Annotated in this window: 13 protein-coding genes; 4 read left to right on the forward strand and 9 right to left on the reverse strand. The window is 69.1% G+C overall.

Going from position 1 to position 16996, the window contains the following annotated elements; all coding sequences use genetic code 11:
* Nucleotides 1-56 precede the first annotated feature (56 nt).
* Entirely contained in the window at nt 57-2141 is a 2085-nt protein-coding gene (locus ACO07Z_RS02740; protein ID WP_421697290.1) for a molybdopterin-containing oxidoreductase family protein, read from the forward strand.
* A gap of 24 nt (nt 2142-2165) precedes the next feature.
* Here the strand turns inward: ACO07Z_RS02740 and ACO07Z_RS02745 are convergent, their stop codons facing one another.
* Nucleotides 2166-2414: a hypothetical protein gene (locus ACO07Z_RS02745; protein WP_421697291.1), complete on the reverse strand. Its 249-nt coding sequence runs from the start codon at nt 2412-2414 to the stop codon at nt 2166-2168.
* Between the two features lie 214 nt (nt 2415-2628).
* Nucleotides 2629-3291 (reverse strand): hypothetical protein, encoded by a 663-nt coding sequence (locus ACO07Z_RS02750; RefSeq protein WP_421697292.1) that lies wholly within the window; start codon nt 3289-3291, stop codon nt 2629-2631.
* A 377-nt stretch (nt 3292-3668) separates the two neighbouring features.
* On the opposite strand from ACO07Z_RS02750, the gene ACO07Z_RS02755 reads away from it, so the two are divergent.
* Nucleotides 3669-4496 (forward strand): transglutaminase-like domain-containing protein, encoded by an 828-nt coding sequence (locus tag ACO07Z_RS02755; protein WP_421697293.1) that lies wholly within the window; start codon nt 3669-3671, stop codon nt 4494-4496.
* Between the two features lie 141 nt (nt 4497-4637).
* Here the strand turns inward: ACO07Z_RS02755 and ACO07Z_RS02760 are convergent, their stop codons facing one another.
* From ACO07Z_RS02760 to ACO07Z_RS02775, 4 genes are all read right to left on the reverse strand, one after another.
* Nucleotides 4638-6179, reverse strand: coding sequence for a hypothetical protein (locus ACO07Z_RS02760; protein WP_421697294.1), 1542 nt, complete (start codon nt 6177-6179; stop codon nt 4638-4640).
* Nucleotides 6176-8557 carry a glycosyltransferase gene (locus ACO07Z_RS02765; protein WP_421697295.1) on the reverse strand — a complete coding sequence of 794 codons (2382 nt, stop codon included), beginning with the start codon at nt 8555-8557 and terminating at the stop codon, nt 6176-6178. Before ACO07Z_RS02765 ends, ACO07Z_RS02760 begins: the two co-directional genes overlap by 4 nt.
* 104 nt (nt 8558-8661) lie before the next feature.
* Nucleotides 8662-9849 (reverse strand): glycosyltransferase, encoded by a 1188-nt coding sequence (locus ACO07Z_RS02770; protein ID WP_421697296.1) that lies wholly within the window; start codon nt 9847-9849, stop codon nt 8662-8664.
* Nucleotides 9846-10766 (reverse strand): glycosyltransferase, encoded by a 921-nt coding sequence (locus tag ACO07Z_RS02775; RefSeq protein WP_421697297.1) that lies wholly within the window; start codon nt 10764-10766, stop codon nt 9846-9848. Before ACO07Z_RS02775 ends, ACO07Z_RS02770 begins: the two co-directional genes overlap by 4 nt.
* Nucleotides 10767-11283: 517 nt before the next feature.
* On the opposite strand from ACO07Z_RS02775, the gene ACO07Z_RS02780 reads away from it, so the two are divergent.
* Nucleotides 11284-12588: a hypothetical protein gene (locus ACO07Z_RS02780; protein ID WP_421697298.1), complete on the forward strand. Its 1305-nt coding sequence runs from the start codon at nt 11284-11286 to the stop codon at nt 12586-12588.
* A 67-nt stretch (nt 12589-12655) separates the two neighbouring features.
* Here the strand turns inward: ACO07Z_RS02780 and ACO07Z_RS02785 are convergent, their stop codons facing one another.
* The 3 genes from ACO07Z_RS02785 to ACO07Z_RS02795 are packed head-to-tail and all read right to left on the reverse strand — an operon-like array spanning nt 12656 to nt 15503.
* Complete coding sequence (locus ACO07Z_RS02785; protein WP_421697299.1) at nt 12656-13717, reverse strand: aldo/keto reductase; 1062 nt, start codon at nt 13715-13717, stop codon at nt 12656-12658.
* Nucleotides 13717-14403 (reverse strand): aspartate/glutamate racemase family protein, encoded by a 687-nt coding sequence (locus ACO07Z_RS02790; RefSeq protein ID WP_421697300.1) that lies wholly within the window; start codon nt 14401-14403, stop codon nt 13717-13719. The genes ACO07Z_RS02785 and ACO07Z_RS02790 overlap by 1 nt, the downstream gene beginning before the upstream one ends.
* 11 nt (nt 14404-14414) lie before the next feature.
* On the reverse strand, nt 14415-15503 hold the full coding sequence (locus ACO07Z_RS02795; protein WP_421697301.1) for a LacI family DNA-binding transcriptional regulator: 1089 nt from the start codon (nt 15501-15503) through the stop codon (nt 14415-14417).
* 480 nt (nt 15504-15983) lie between these two features.
* On the opposite strand from ACO07Z_RS02795, the gene ACO07Z_RS02800 reads away from it, so the two are divergent.
* Nucleotides 15984-16979, forward strand: coding sequence for an ABC transporter permease (locus tag ACO07Z_RS02800; protein WP_421697302.1), 996 nt, complete (start codon nt 15984-15986; stop codon nt 16977-16979).
* Nucleotides 16980-16996 lie beyond the last annotated feature (17 nt).

Consider the following 16996-nt stretch of genomic DNA (forward strand, 5'->3'; position numbering starts at 1 on the left):
CGGACAGGTGTAAAACCGAGGGCGCTCCGCTAGGATACTGGCGGAGCGCCTTTTTCATGAATAAGCACATCACGCCGACCCGCACCGGCTTTTCCGCCTGCCCGCATGACTGCCCCTCCACCTGCGCGCTGGAGATCGAGGTGGCGGACGGCCGCATCGGCCGCGTGCGCGGCTCGCGCGGCAACAGCTTCACCGCCGGTGTCATCTGCGCCAAGGTCGCGCGCTATGCCGAGCGGGCGAACCACCCGGACCGGCTGACCCAGCCTCTGCGCCGCATCGGGGCGAAGGGGGAGGGGCGCTTCGCCCCGATCTCCTGGGACGAGGCGCTGGACGAGATCGCCCACCAGTTTCGCGCGGCGGAACAGCGCCACGGACCGGAGACGGTGTGGCCCTATTACTATGCCGGCACGATGGGGCTGGTGATGCGCGACGGCATCAACCGGCTGACCCGCGCCAAGGGCTATTCGCGCTTCTTCTCCTCGATCTGCGTCAACCCGGCCTGGAGCGGCTTCCTCGCCGGCACCGGCAAGCTCGCCGGGCCGGACCCGCGCGAAATGGCGAAGAGCGATTTCGTGGTGATCTGGGGCACCAACCCGGTGTCGACCCAGATCAATGTGATGACCCACACCATCCGCGCCCGCAAGGAACGCGGGGCGAAGATCGCGGTGGTGGATGTCTATCGCTCGCCCACCATGGAGCAGGCGGATATCCCGATCCTCATCCGCCCCGGCACGGATGGCGCGCTCGCCTGCGCTGTCATGCATGTGCTGTTCCGCGACGGGCTGGCCGACCGCGCCTATCTCGCCGCCTTTGCCGACGACCCGGCCGGGCTGGAAGCGCATCTCGCCACCCGCACGCCGGAATGGGCGGCCGACCTCACCGGCCTGCCGGCGGAGGAGATCGCCGCCTTCGCCCACGCCATCGGCCGCACCAAGAAGACCTTCATCCGCGCCGGCTATGGCTTCACCCGCTCGCGCAATGGCGCGGTGGCGATGCATGCGGTGAGCTGCATCCCGACCATCACCGGCGCCTGGCAATATGAGGGCGGCGGCGCCTTCCATTCCAACAGCGCGATCTATGGCTGGAACAAGCGCATGGTGGAGGGGCTCGACCTCCCCACCACGGCGCGCGAGCTCGACCAGTCGCGCATCGGCGCCATCCTCACCGGCGATGCCGAGGCGCTGCTCGGCGGGCCGCCGGTCACCGCCATGCTGATCCAGAACACCAACCCGGTCTCCGTCGCGCCCGACCAGGAGACGGTGCGGCGCGGCTTTGCCCGCGACGACCTGTTCGTCGCCGTGCATGAGCAGTTCATGACCGAGACGGCGGCCATGGCCGACATCGTGCTGCCGGCCACCATGTTCACCGAGCATGACGACCTCTATCAGGGCGGCGGCAATCAATATGTCATCCTCGGCCCCAAGCTGGTGGAGCCGCCGGGCGAGTGCCGGACCAACCACGAGGTGATCGTGGCCCTCGCCGAGCGGCTCGGCGCGTCGCATCCGGGCTTCGAGATGAGCCCGCGCGCGCATGTCGACTGGCTGCTGCAGGCGAAGGGGCGCGGCACGGTGGAGGAGCTGGAGGCGAACCGCTTCCTCGACGTGCAGCCGGATTTCGACAGCGCGCATTATGTGAAGGGCTTCAACTGGCCGGACGGCAAGTTCCGGCTGAGGCCGGACTGGGCGCATTCGCGCTATGCCTCGCCGGGCAAGTTCGGCCCCTACCGCGACATGCCGCAATGGCCGGACCATTGGGCGGTGACCGAGGAGGCGAATGCAGAGTACCCGTTCCGCCTCGTCACCGCGCCGGCGCGCTCCTTCCTCAACTCCACCTTCACCGAGACCGAGGGCTCGCTCGCCCGCGAGAAGCGGCCGGAACTGCTGATCCACCCCGAGGACGCGGCCGGGCTCGGGATCGGGGAGGGCGACCTGCTCGATGTCGCCAGCGCGCGCGGCGCGGTGCTGCTGCATGCGCGGCTGTTCGACGGGCTGCGGCGCGGCGTGGTGGTGGCGGAATCGATCTGGCCGAACCGTGCCCATGAGGGCGGGCGCGGCATCAACAGCCTCACCGGCGCCGACCCCGTCGCCCCCGTCGGCGGCGCGGCGCTGCATGACAACCGGGTGCGGATCGGCAGGGCGTGAGGTGTGCTCCAGCGGCGTTCAGGGTCAGCGACCGTTGGACAATGCGTTGTCGACCCAGGACACCAACCCGCGCTCTTCGGCGCGACGATGGAGTTCACTGAGCACGCGGCTGAAATCGCCACCGGCCGCCGCTTCGGTTTTGATGGCGCAGGGAATGTTGTGCATCAAATCCGCCAGCCAGAAGGCGACGTTGTTGTTCTTCTCGTAAGCGTCGACGCGGATGTCGATGAAGGCCCGATACAGAATGGTGCAGATCTGATCCAGGTCTGTCACGTCGTTACCCTTATCCCGTGGTGGATGGATCTCAGTCGGCGGCGCGGCGCTGCACGATAACCGGGTGCGGATCGGGAAGGCGTGAGGCCCTTTCCGCCGACTCTCCGGGTGCGCCGTCATTCCCGCCGCAGCCGCAGGCGGAGAGCCGGGATCGCCCGCCCGGATCGGATCGCGATCCCGGACAGGACGGCAGCCACCGGGCTGAGATCTTTTACTACATCATCTGGACGGTCCACGTGCCGTCCTGATTCAGCGTGACATTGATGGTGGAATAGCCGCCCGTGAAGTCGCACAGGGCCGCGCTGACGCTCGATTGGGTGAAGTTGATCACCGAGCCGGGGATGTAGCTGCCGGTCTGCACGTAGTATCGGAGGATCGGCTGACAATCGGTGGTGTTGGCCGGGCTGGCGACGACGAAGTTCGAGAGCATGACGCTGCCGTTCGCCTGCACCGCCGAGCCGATATTGTACATGTATGGCGGCTGGTAGGTCGGCGTGATGATGCGGAACGCACCCGGCTGCACATACTGACCCACTGTGGGGGGCGACAGGCCGAGGGGATTCACCGACGCAGTGGTGCTGTCATTGGCGGTGCCGGACACGGGCGCGAGATCGATCGCGCGGACGGCAGAGGCGAAGCCCGAGGGCTGGCCGATCTGCGGCTCATTGGCCGTCTGCTGAATGCAGGCATAGGACTGGATGTTGACCTGGAACGTCAGCACGCTGCCGGTTGAGTCGTAATTGCCGAGGGACTGACAGTAGAGAGAGTTGCTGTAGACCCTCGATCCACCTGTGTAGATGGAAGGTTGCTGGAAGAAATAGAAATTCTGCGTCGCAGATATACGGTTCGTTACGTTGATCGTCAGGAGTGTGGACATGATGAGTACCCCATGAAAGAAATTTGATTTTGTTGGCGATAAGGATCGTCTGGCCTGCCTGTGTGGCGAGGTCGGAGTGCAACCAATAGTATGTAAATTATCTTTATTTGCAATCTTAAGATGCTTGTCGTCGCTCGGATGACGCCGAGCCGGCCGCCTTCAGCGCAGAGGCCAGTCCGAGATCAACCCGTCCACGCGGTCGCCCAAGGGCGAGGGTCCGGGTTTAGCCGGGGCGGCCACAAGCCCGGACAGGGGCTTGCAGTCCATTCGGGATCACACAGCCCCACGCACGCCCCGCGCGAATCCTGCGGTATTGGAGGGAACCGAACCGCGCGGCGCGCGTCATAGGGGCACGTCCTCGCACCGGAACCGCCCCCATGAAATTCAACGTCGCCTCCCGGCTCGCCTATGAGGTGCGCGACACCACCGTCTTTCTCCTCAACATCGAGGCGGCGGCGCTGCGCAACCAGAAGATCCTCTCCGAGCGGCTCAACCTCACCCCCGCCGTCGCCGTCGACCGGCACGAACTCGACGGCGGCACCCGGCTGGTGCGGGTGGTGGTCGAGCCCGGCACGTTCGAGGTCGACTATGCCGCGACCATCGACCTTTCCATGTATGACGCCGACCCCGCCAGCCTCAGCGAAACGCCGGTGGCGGAACTGCCGCTGGAGGTGACGCCCTTCCTCAACCCCAGCCGCTACTGCCAGTCCGACCGGCTGGCCCGCTTCGCGCTGCGGGAATTCGGCGCCCTGCCGCCGGGGCACCAGCGGGTGACGGCGATCTGCAACTGGATCTACGACCATGTCGATTATCTCAGCGGCAGCTCGACCTCCGAGACTTCGGCCTATGACACCATGGTGCAGCGCGCCGGCGTGTGCCGCGACTTCGCCCATCTCGGCATCGCCTTCTGCCGCGCGCTTTCCATTCCGGCGCGTTTCGCCAGCTCCTATGCCTGGCAGCTCGACCCGCCGGATTTCCACGCCGTGTTCGAATGCTATCTCGACGGCGCCTGGTATCTGTTCGACCCCACCCGCAAGGCCGCGCTGCAGGGGCTGGTGCGCATCGGCGTCGGGCGCGACGCGGCGGATGCCGCCTTCGCCACGATTTACGGCCATGCGGCCATGACCGATATGGCGGTGTCGATCGACCCGGTGGAGGAGGTGGCGGACGAAGAGCCTACCGTCCGCGCGGTGGGAATCGCCTGAGCAATTCCCGCAAGAGCGCATAGCGGTTTTGCGAGAGGAATTGCGTATGATCAAAGAGTTAGAGCCGTTCCGGTGAATGTGAATTCACCGGAACGGCTCTCGTCGCGCGCGAGAGCGCCGATGCGCGAGAGGGACGAGGCGTCAGTGCCCGTCTGTCGGGGCAGGCGCGGTGCCCTCCAGCCGGTCGGCGATCTTCGCCAGCAGGCGGAGCTGGCTGCCATCGATCATGGGGTTGAGCCACTCATTGCTGAGGAAACGGCCGCCCGTCGGGTCCCAGAGCGTGGACGACACATGGTCGGCATGGCCGACCAGCGGCGGAAACACTGTCCAGCAGCGCAGCGCCAGCGTTTCGAGATAGCGGTCGATCGTGTCCTTCATCACGTCCTCGCCCTCCACCCGGTAGCCGGCCAGCGCGTTCAGCGCCTTGGCACCGTAGACGCCGAACACCATGCCGATGACGGTGTCGAGCTCGACGAGCAGGTTTGCGCCATCGGCATGCACCGCCCGGACCTCGCCATGCGGCGAGAGATCGGTGATCAGGCCGGAAAACACATCCCAGGCGCCGGCCTGCGCCTCCAGCCGCGCCAGCAGAGCGGGCAGGCGGGTGTCGAAATCGGCGGGTAGCCGCGCATCGTCCTCCCAGATCACCAGCCGCTCGCGTCCCGCCGCCAGCGCGCGGCGCGCGAGATAGCGGTAGCTGAGCGCGGTGCCCTTCCAGCCCTCGACATGGCGCAGGCCGGGAAACAGCAGGGCGCCGTGGCGCTGGCTCTCGCGGGCGAGGGCGAAGCGTTCCGGCGCCTCCGGCAGGCAGAGCACGAGCGCCGGCGCGTCGAGCCGGGTCTCGGCGGTGGCTGCCTCGAAAATGGCGTCGTCCACCACGCCGCAGCCATGCAGCGCGCGCGCCAGCATGTGCGGCAGACCGAGCGGCGAGCGGTCCGGCCGCACCGGGTTGGGGGCGGTGAACGGCGTCAGCGGCACATGGAAAATCTGGTGCTGCACCACCCCGTGCGCCTGCAGCTCGGCGATGCGCGGCAGCACCGCCTCGAACACGGCGAGCGAGCCGTCGAGCCGGGCGTGAAACGCGGCGCTCCATTCCCCCGCCAACTCGCCGGATTCCACGAGCCACAGAATGCGCCGGTCCGGCGGCGGCAGCTCAGCGAACGCGCGCGGGCTGAGCACGAGATAGAGGTCGTCCGTGAAGGCGGTGGGCATGGCGGTGTGCACGGTGACGTGCAGCCCCATCGCCTCGATGAGATGCGCCGCCGCCGTCGCCGCGCGGCGCAGGCTTTCCGGGGCAACCAGCGCCACGCTGCGCGTGCGCGCCAGCTGGCCGGAGGCGCGCAGGGTGCGCAGGCGCACGCGATAGTCCGGCGCCCCCTCCGCCCCGGAGGCAAAGTTCAGGCGAGCGAGCCTCGCGCGCCAGCGGCGCGGCAGCAGGCCGCGCAGCGCGCGGGCGATGTGGCGCAGCGCCGGCGTGTCGGACAGGCGCGCTCTTCCCTCCGCCGAACGCTGCAGCGCCTCGCGGCACTCCGCCAGCTCTGCCGCCTGCTGCCTGATCTGCCGCTGAAGCCGGGCGAACTGCGCCTCCTGTGCCTGCAGCCGATCCTGAAAATGGCGAAGCGCGGCCCGCAGCGCCTGCGGCTCCGGCGGGGGCGGCATCTGGTGCGGGGGGACATTCATCATGGTGCCACGTCGGCGGCTTGGAGGAGCGCCTGCGGCAGAAGGTCTGCCGGCGCGGCGGGATACCGCACGGCTTTCGCGCGCAACTGCGCCAGATATGTGTCGTCGAGGCACAGGCGGCTGACCGCCTTGCGCCAGGCCGGCAGATCGCCGGGATCGAGCGCCGGCATCAGCCCGGCCGAGGCTTCGATCAAAGCGGGGTGGGCGGAGATCAGCACCGGCGTGCCGAGGGCGAGGCTTTCCGCCACCGGCAGGCCGAACCCTTCGGTGAAGGAGGGGAAGACGGTGAAGCGGGCATGGCGGTAGAGCCAGCGCAGCTGTTCGTCGCGCAGCGCCGGCACCACCCGCACATGCGGCGCCAGCCGCCAGTTGCGTTCCACCGCCAGCCGCACCGCGTCCACGCCCCAGCCCCAGCGCCCGGCCAGAACCAGCACCGGCAGGCGTTCCGGCGGCAGGCTCTCGCGCAGCTCCTCCCACAGATTCAGCAGCAAGATGTGATTTTTGCGGATCTCGATGGTCGAGCAATAAAGGACGAAGGGCCGGTCCTTCGGCAACCCCGGCGGCGGGCCGCCGGCGAGCGCACCCGCCGTGTCGAGGCCACCGGGTGGGGCGACGCGCAGAGGGGGAACCGCGCAGCCCTGTTCCGCTAGCGCCCGCTCCACCTGCCGCGCCGTGTGCTGCGAGACGGCGACGAGCGCGTCCGCCTGCGCCAGTGTGCCGAGCATGTCGGCGCTGTAACGGCGCGGGTCGCGGCCGGCGGTCCATTGCGGCGTCTCCCACACCATCAGATCGTGCACGGCGAGTACCAGCCGCACGCCCTGCGCCCGCAGCGCGGTGAAGACGGTGGGGGCCAGATAGTCCCACGGGTTGGAAACGCTCAGCAGCACATCGCCCGCCGCCGGTGTGAGGGGCGGGGCGGGCAGCGGCGCGCGGCGCAGCTTCGCCGTCAGGCGGCGTTCCAGCTTACGCATCAGCCGGCGCGGCAGCCGATGCGCTATCAACCGGCGCAGGCGCGGGTCGGTGAGCTGAAGCGAGGCGAGCGCCCGCGTCACCAGCCCCGGCGGCCGGGCGCGGGGCGGCGGCAGCCCGCCCTCCGCCAGCGCGGCATCGGCCAGCTCGGCATCGGCGATCCGCCCCAGGCCATCCGGCGTGCCGGCGAGAAATTCCAGCTCCTGCCCGGTGAGCCGGCGGTAGCCGCCCTGCTCCGGGCTGCGCCGCACCAGCTGCACCCGCACCGGCTGCGTCGCGATGTGGTCCGCCGTGTGCCGTTCCACACGCGACATGCCGACCGGGGAATGCCAGCCGTTTTCCAACGTCAGCGAGACATCCAGCAGCAGCGCCGGGCCGCTCCGCCCCTCTCCTGCGGGTGGAGCGAGGCGGCGCACGCACCAGCCCCCGTCGAGAACCGCCGTCCATTGCGCGAGAATCTGCGGCGTGGCGAAGTCGCGGGCCGCCCGCTCAAAGCCGTTGCGGCCGAGACGGTCGGCGAGGGCGGGATCGCGGTGCAGCCGCTCCATCGCCGCCGCCAGCCCCGCGACATCGCCTTCATCGACGAGCAGGCCGTCGACCTCGTGCCGGATCAGCTGCGCCGGCGCGCCGCAAGCGAAGGCGATGACCGGGCGCGCCTGCGCCCAGGCTTCGATGATGGCGCGGCCGAAGGTCTCCGGGCCGCCATGCTCGGAAACGGAGGTGACGAGCACCGCGCGGGCCTCGCGCAGCAGCGCCGACGGGTCGGGCACATGATCCTGCAGGTCCAGCGTGCCGGCACTGTCGGCCACCGCCATCTGTTCCCGCAACGCGCGCTCCAGTGCGGGAATCGGCCGATGCCCGGCCGAGACGATGCGCAGGCCGGGGCAGCGCGCCTTCAGCACGGCGGCGGCTTCGACCAGGGCGGCATGGCCCTTGAAGCCGTTCAGCGTCGCGAGGTGAAGGAAGGGGGCGTCGGCGCCCGGCTCGGCCGCCGGCGCTTCGGGAATGTCGACGGGGTTGGGAATCACCACCGCCCGCATCGGGCCGTGCGGCCAGACATGGCCGGCGAGATAATCCGGCCGTTCCAGCACCGAACGGTCCGGCACCACCAACGTCGCGCGGGGCACGTGCGGCAGCAGCGCGGCGTGATCGAACCAGAGGAAATCATGCGCGGCGACGCAGGCGAGGGCGTCGAGCCCCGGCAGCCAGTGCGTTGCCAGCGCGAGGATGCGCAGCGAATCGAGCGTGTTGGTCAGGAGGGCGCCGGGGCGCGCCGCCAAAACGCGCTTCACCAGCTGGCGGGCAGCGGTGGCGGCGAAGTCGCCCTGCGTCGCATCCACCACATGCAGGCTCAGCCCCGGATGGGTGATGCGCTGAAGCCGCTCCAGATGCAGCGGATTGCTGGCGAACACCTCGACCCGGCGCTGCGCCAGCAGCGGCGGCAGCAGCGTCTCGATGGTGCGCTCGGCGCCGCCATAGCCTGACGCGACCGAGACGATGAGCAGGGGGGGCGGATTCAGGCACGGGGCGTTCCGGCTCCATGGGGGAGGCAGAAGGGCGGGGGCGTGAGGCTGTACTGCGCGCGCAGGAGTTGCTCGCCCTCGCCGACGAGGCGGGCGCCGAGCGCGGGATCGGTCAGCAGTGCCGCGCAATGCCGGGCGAAGGGCTCGGCCTCATCCGCCACGAGCGCGTGTCGCCCGGCCTCGGCCTGTAGCCCGCGCATCGCATGCGAGGTGGCGACCAGAGGACGCCGATAATACCACGCCTCCAGCACTTTCACCTTGGTGCCGCCGCCGCCCCGCACCGGGGCGATGATGGCGCTGGCCTGCGCATAGAGCGGGCGCAGATCGGCGGGCGCATGCACATAGGTCATGCCATAGGCTGCCAGCTTGCGGCGCAGCGAGGGCCCGGCCGTGCCGGCGACGACAATCTCGACCTCCGGCACGAGGCGGCGCAGGCGCGGCAGCACGGCGCGGGCGAACCAGAGCACCGCGTCCTCATTTGGCGGGTAGAACAGCGCGCCGACGAACAGCAGGGTGCGCCCGCCCGCGGGTGGCGGGGGCAGGGCCGGCAGCGCATCGACAACGACGCGGTTGGGCGTGACGCGCACCTCGCCCATGCCCGGCCAGCGTCTGACGCGGGCGGCATCCTCGGCGGCGGCGAGGTGGACGACGCGGTAGCTTGGCAGGAACCGCCGCTCCAGCCGGCGATAGCGCCAGGCCTGCCAGAGCCGCTTTGCGGCGCGGCGCAGCCGCAGGCGCCGCAGCGCCAGCCCGGCGAGGCTGAGCCGCGTCGCCGATTCCCAGTCGTCGCAATCCATCTCCGCCACCGCGCGCCAGGCGGGGGGCAGTTGCGCGGCCATGTCGTGCAGATAGAAGCGGAAGACGACGACCCGGGCCGGCACCGGGCCGGGAAGGGTGGCCAGCGCGGCGGTGATTGTCGCATCCGGCTCGAACCAGTCCGCCAGTTGACGGCGGTGGAGCGCCGGGCCGGTGCCGCGCAGCACATGCAGCCGGCCCGGCAGCGGCACGGGCGGCAGCGGCGGATCGGCCTCGCGGGGAACCACCACGATGTCGAGTTCATGCGCCGCTGCCAGCTCGCAGGCCCAGCGCCACGCCCGCCGCACCAGCCCGACGCCCTGGGGTGAGGGCACCACATGGGTGAGCAGCACCGCCCGGCTCTTGGAGGGAGGGGCGGCGCTCATCGCCGCTTCATCCGGAACAGCCGCCGCAGCGCATAGACGAGCGCCGGGGAGGCGAGGCCGGGCGGCAGGTGCCGCCGCGCCAGCCGGGCATAGGTGGTGCGGGCATGGGCGACATAATCCGGCGTCAGCCGCCTATGGTTGAAATCCGACATGTCGCGCCGCTCCACATCCCACCACAGATGCGCCCATAGATGCAGGCTGGTCGCTTCCGGGGGCAGGCGGCGATTCTCCCGGAACAGCCCGGCGAGGCCGTCGCGAGTCCAGTCGAGCGCGAAGAAACGGCTTTCCGGCTCGATATGGATGGTGTCGGGAAACTCGCGGGCGAGCCGATAGGGCAGGAAGGTGGAGTGGTTGCTCCAGCTGCCATCGAAGGCGGCGGGCATGCGCTCGATCCAGCGCCGGATGAAAGGCGCGCCGGGCTCGGCCATGATGAGCGCGTTGCACAGCGAGCCTTCGGGCGCCGACGGGCCGCCGCGATCCACCCGCTCATGCCCCATGACGCAGGACTGCGCGAACAGGGCGGCGGGCGGCGTCGCCAGGAACAGCGTGTCCATGTCGGCATAGACGCCGCCCTGTTCCTCCAGCACGCGCAGGCGGATGAAATCGGACCGGTGCGCATAGGCGAAGCGGGCAATGGCCTCGTCGCGGTAATCCATGGCGCGGCCGCGCTCGTCCGCGCGGATCGGCTCCACCGCGATGCGCGGGCGGATCAGCTCCCAGAGCGGGCCGAAGGGCTCGTTGAGCAGATGCACCACCACGCGGTCCGGCCGGTTCACCTCCAGGCAGGAGGCGAGGCAGAGATAGTGCATGAGGTGAAACGGCTCCGTCTGCGGCAGCAAGCCGAAGACGAAGTGGTAGACATTGGGGATGCGCGTCGCGCCGGGTGAGGGCTGCGCGGGGGAGGCAAGATCGGTCACAGCGGCCGCGCCAGGGTTGAACATTCGTTGCCGGGCAGACGGTTAAACCTGCATTCAGGGTGACGCCGTCCGTCAAGCGACGCAAGGCTGATGTCGAATCGGGCGCAAGAACGAAATACCAGCGCTGCATTGTCGGCGAACCGCCGACACGATACGCGCGTGATCTTTGCGTTCATTCCCATTAAAGCTCGTTACCCGAAAGATTACATGATCTTACTCACCCGCGCATGGCCGCTTATGCCGGGCCGGAGAGCGATATACAGAGGACGCGACGGTTTCAATTCGCAATTCCCAGGGGACGGCGACTTTTCACTTTAACCTGCCGGCGTTGCAGGGCGCTGACAGGCGCGGCCAAGGCGGAGATGGTACCATAAGGGGTCGGTTGGCGGCTTGCCTTCGCCTTGCTGGGGTGCCACCTACGCGGCGCGTCGCGGGGCGATCCCTACGCCACACCATCCGGAGGAGCCGTTCAACCCATGCGTCGCCTGTTCTCACCCCGCGATGGCGGGGGCTGCGCATGAGCGTGCCGTCCTCCGTGTCGCCTGCCTCGCTGCGCTATATCGGCCTCGGCGATGTGAGCGGCTATGCCGTGGCGGCGGCGGCTCTGGTGCGCGCGCTTCGTGCGGCCGGCGTCCGCATCGCCTGGGAACCGCTGCTGCCCGGCGGCGGGCTCGGCCTCGGCTATGCGCCGGCCCGCGCAAAGGAGGCCGGGCCGGAGGATCTGCGCGCCCTGCGCAATGAGGCGGCGGCGTGCGACGTGGCGATCCTCCATCTCGTGCCGGAATATTACCCGCATTTCATCGCCCGCGAGCGCGGCCGGGGCACGCGCGCCGTGGTCGGCCAGACCGTGTGGGAGACGGATCGTTTGCCGGCTCATTGGCCGGCGCTGATCAATGCGCTCGACGCGGTGATCGTGCCGACGGAATGGAACCGGCAGGTGTTCCGCGACAGTGGCGTGGTGGTCCCGATCCTTGTCGTGCCGCATCTGCCCCGGCCGGCGCGGGCCGTGACCGCCGAGGACCGCGCGCATCTGCGCCAGCGCCTGCCGCCGCTCGCAGGACGGCGGGTGTTCTACACGATCTCGACCTGGCTGGAGCGCAAATCCATCGGCCCGCTGGTGGCGGCGTTCGCCGAGGCGTTCGATGAGAAGGACAAGGTGGCGCTGGTCATCAAGACCACGCCGCATGATCTGGAGCGGGTGCGGCGCGATCCCGGGCATGAGGGCGAGGCGCTGCCGGTGCGGCCGCAATTCGAGGCGATGATCGGCCGCGCCGTGCTGCGCCATGGCCGGCTGCCGCCGCCGATCTGCCTGGTGACCGACGATCTGCCGGACGGCGAAATCGAGGCGCTGCATGAGCTGGGCGATTGCTATGTCTCGCTTTGCCGCGCCGAGGGCTGGGGGCTCGGCGCCTTCGAGGCGGCGTGCGCCGGCCGCCCGGTGATCGTCACCGGCTGGGGCGGGCCGCTGGCCTTTCTGCGGCCGGAGGACGCCTATCTCGTCGACTGGGCGATGGTGCCGGTGCAGCCGGGCGAGCCCAATGCCAGCTACACGCCGGACCAGCACTGGGCCGAGCCGGATCCTGCCGGCGCTGTCGCGGCACTGCGGGCGGTGGCGGAGAACCCCGCCGAGGCGGCGCGGCGGGGCGCGCGGGCGGCGCGGCATGTCGAGGAGAGCATCGTCCCCGCCGCGGTGGCGCGCGATCTGCTGGCGCACCTCGCCGCCCTGCCGGGCGCGGCGGCGGCGGTGCCTCCCGCCGGCCCGCTCCGCCGCGGGCTGCACGCCGCCCGGCAGGCGTGCTGGAGTCTATTTGCCGGCAAATGACCTCGCTGAGGCCGGGCCTTACGCTGGCCGGCCAGAGCTGGACGTGCCCACGTCAAACGTGCCCGCGTCAGACGTGGCCGAGGTCCTCATAGCTGCCATGCAGCGCCCAATCGCCGTCGCTGAAGCGGTCGCGGGCGAAATTGTGCTGGTGCCAGTAGGGGTAGAGATAGGGCGGGCGGCTGACGAGGTTCAGCCGTTCCAGCTCCTCGGCGGTGAGGGTGATGTCGACGGCGGCGATGTTGTCGCGGAAATGGGCTTCCTCGGTGCCGCCGACCACCAGCGAGGCGATGCCGGGGCGGGACAGCGTCCATGCGATGGAGATCTGCGCCGCCGTCACCCCGCGCGCGCTCGCGATGTCGTTCAGCACGTCGACGATGCGCCACAGCCGCTCGCTGTCGCGGATCGGCGGCTCGCTCCAGCCGGCGGCCTGGCGCGAATCGGCGGGGAATTTGTCGCGGCCGAAGCGGCCGGAGAGCAGGCCGGCAGCCAGCGGGCTCCACACCATGACGCCGACGCCTTGATCGACGGCGATGGGCAGCAGCTCATATTCCGCCTCGCGCGCTTCCAGCGTGTAGTGAATCTGCTGGGTGACGAAGCGCGGCAGGCCCTTGGCCTCGGCGATGCCGAGCGCCTTCATGACGTGCCAGCCGGAATAGTTGGAGCAGCCGATATAGCGGATCTTGCCCTGGCGCATCAGCGCGTCGAGCGCCGAGAGCATCTCGTCGAGCGGGGTCAACCCGTCCCATTCGTGCAGGAAATAGATGTCGATATGGTCGGTGCGCAGGCGCTTCAGGCTGCGTTCGCATTCGCGGATGAGGTGATAGCGCGACACGCCCTCGTCATTCGGCCCGTCGCCGATGCGCATGCGCGCCTTGGAGGAAATGAGCACGCGCTCGCGTCGCCCTTCCAGCACCTCGCCGACGATCTCCTCGGAGCGGCCGAGCGAGTACATGTTGGCGGTGTCGATGACGTTGATGCCGCCATCGAGGCAGGCATCGACCAGCCGGCGCGCCTCGGGGACGCCGTGATTGGCGACCATGGCGAAGGCACCGACCCCGCCAAAGGAGAAGGTGCCCATGCTGAGGGCGGAAACCTTGAGGCCGGAACGGCCGAGCGTGCGGTATTTCATCAGGGCTCTCTCCCGGAAAGCGCGGTCGCTGGGGTGCGACCTGTCAATGTGGCCGCGACAGCGGCGATGCCGAGTTCGGGACTGGTGAGGACGGTGCCGCCCGCCCGCACGGCGGCCGGCAGCGCATCCGCCATCGACGCCTGCGCCAGCACGACCAGGTCGACCTGCGGCGCCACCGCCTCGAAGGCCTCGCGCACCAGCCGGTCATGCGTCTCCCGGTCGCCGGCGGCGAGGTGGCCGAAGGCCCCTTCGCAGAGCCGGGCGACCACCGTTACATCGCGCCCCGTCGCGGCAGCGGTGGCCTCGATGAGGCGGCCGGTCGGTTCCAGCGTGGTGGACAGCGTCGCCAGCACGCCGATGCGGCCGGCGCGGCGCACCGCTTCCTCCACCATGCCGCGATCGATGCGGAACAGCGGCACCGGCGTGGACGGGCGCAGCGCGTCCACCGCCTCGCCGAGGGTCGAGCAGGTGACGAGCACCGCATCGGCGCTGCCGGCGGCGTCGCGTACATGGGCGGCGAGACGGTCCCGCGTCGCTGCGGTGAGGGCACCCGCGCGGATGGTCTCGGAAAGCAGGCTTTCATCGACCGTGTGCGCGACGCTCCACCCCGGCAGCGCCTGCGCCGCCAGCTTTTCCAGCCGCGCGGGCAGGGCGGGCACGGTGTGAATCATCGCCAGAATCGGCATGGGTTCTCTCCTCACGCGGTCTGGGCGACGCCGCGCCGGCGCACGGCGCGCGGGGCGGGGCGGGGATCGGCCGGCCCGCGGTCGCTGGCGCGGGTGACGAGGCTGGCGCCGACGAGGATCTTCACCGGCCGCTGCGGTTCGGCGGCGTTGATCAGGTCGTCGAGAATGGTCACGGCGAGATTGCCGATCTTGCGCTTCGACACGTCGATGGTGGTGAGCGCCGGCTCCATGGTGGCGCTGAGCGGGAGATTGTCGAAGCCGATCACCCCGACATCCTCGGGGATGCGGATGCCGAATTCGCGCAGCGCCTTGATGAAGCCATAGGCGATCACGTCATTGGTGCAGAAATAAGCGTCCGCCAGTTCCAGCCCCTCGCTCAGCGCCTTCACCGTGTCGGTATGGGCGCCGTCGAAGGTGGATTCGACCGAGATTATATGGGCGGGGTCGATGGTCAGCCCCAGCCGCGCGGCGTTGCGATGGAACGCCTGATGGCGCAGCTGGAAATTCGTGGTCTCGACATGGCTTGCCACGAAGCCGATGCGCGAAAAGCCCTGCTGGCGCAGCCGGGCCATGACCTGATGCACCGCGTCCTCATTGTTCATATTGACGAAATTGGCTTCGACCACGTCGTAGAACGTGTCGATGAACACGATGGGCCGGCCGACGCCCTGCAGCACGCGGATGTCCGATTCCGACATTTCCGTCCCGAGCGCGATGATGCCGCTGACCGGGGCGACGGCGATCATGTCGGCCACTGCCGTCATGCCCTGGCCCTCATGGCTCACCACTTCCAGCGCATAGCCGCGCCTTGTCGCTTCCGCCGACATGCCGTCGATATAGTCGGAGACGAACACGCTGTGGTCGCGGTTCACGGTGTGGCCGTGCTTGGCGATCTTGAGGAAGCGGATGGTGCCGGTGGCGTCGGGCCGTGGCTTGGCGAGGCGGGGGACATAGTTGAGCCGGGCGGCGGCTTCCAGCACCCGGGCGCGGGTGAGGCCGGAGATTTCCCCCTTGCCGTTCAGCACCAGCGAGACCGTGGCCGGCGAGACGCCCGCCGCCCCGGCAATGTCCCGAATGGTGAAAGACGTTTTGGCTTTCATGTCCGGCTGCACGTCCCGATGGAACCCGATGAGGGTCGCGGCAAAATTTGTTTAGTAAACATTCGGGTCTCTTTTTGAGCGTTAAGCCAAATATCCCGGCCTTGCAACTGTCTTGCAAGAACGGTGCGTCCGGGCCGGCGCCCAACCGCAACCGCTGCCTGCGATTTGCGCAGGCGGCGCCCGGCGTCCGACGACGCAGGTGGCTGCCGGGCGCGGTGGGAAGGGCGGGTAAATGCGTCAGAGAGGCTGTCCCATATGGCTTTGGCATACGAAATCCCACGCGGTGGGTCGCCGCGCGTAGCAGCGTTGCCGTGCCGATTTTTTCATCTCGCCGCGGTTTGCGGCAGGGGTCGAACCGTCGCAGAAACGGTGTCGCAGGGGCGCCGCAGCCCGCTTGCGTCGCGCAAAAGCCTTTGCTACGAATTTAGTGAAGCCGGCCAGAGTTTACTAAATAGGTCGGTGCGACTCCGGGAGGAGACCATGCGAGCCACCGGCGGACAGCTGGTCATGCTCATCGCCATCAATGTGGCGGTGCTGGCGTTGGGAGCGGCCATTTCCGGCGGCGCCTTCCTGTCGCCGTTCAATCTCCAGTCCATGGCCGGGCAGCTGCCCGAAATCGGCTTCCTCGCCATCGGCGTCATGCTGGCCATGTGCGCCGGCAATGGCGGCATCGACCTCTCCGGCATCGCGCTCGCCAATCTCTCCGGCGTGCTCTCGGCGGTGGTCGTCGGCTCCTTCCTGTCGAGCGCCGACCAGCCGGCGGCCTATTCGCTCGCCTTCATCGCCGGTGCGCTGGTGACCGGGCTCATTGGCGGCACCTTCAACGGGCTGCTGATCAGCCGGATGAACATCACCCCGATCCTGTGCACGCTCGGCACGCAGATGCTGTTCACCGGCCTCGCGGTGGTCGCCTCCGACGGGCGCGCGGTGGCGGTGGGTACGCCGGACCTCTTGTCGGAGATCGGCAACGGCCTGTTTCTCGGCGTGCCGATCAGCTTCCTCATCTTTATCGGCGTCGCCGCCTTCATCGCCGCCCTGCTGAAGTTCACGCCGTTCGGGCTGTGGCTGATGCTGATGGGGACCAACCCCAAGGCCGCGCTCTATGCCGGCTTCCCCAAGACGCGGGTGCTGATCGCCACCTATGCGACGAGCGGCGTGCTCTCCGGCCTCGCCGGCATCATCATCGCGTCGCGCAACGTCAACGTGAAGTGGGATTACGGCACCTCCTACCTGCTCATCGCCATCCTCATCGCGGTCATGGCCGGCGTGCGGCCCGAGGGCGGCTATGGCCGGGTGATCTGCGTGGTGCTGGCGACCATCGCCCTGCAGCTGATGTCCAGCATGCTGAATTTCGGCGGGCTGTCGAACTTCGTGCGCGACTTCGCCTGGGGCGCGCTGCTTCTGACCTTCCTGGCGGTCGGCCGCTACGACGTGGCCGGCTTCCTGATGCCCAACAAGAGCAAACGGCTCGTGTGATGCGCCCCCCTCACGCA

Origin of the sequence: Ancylobacter sp., from assembly GCF_965229075.1 — a bacterium.
Taxonomy (GTDB): Bacteria; Pseudomonadota; Alphaproteobacteria; order Rhizobiales; family Xanthobacteraceae; genus Ancylobacter.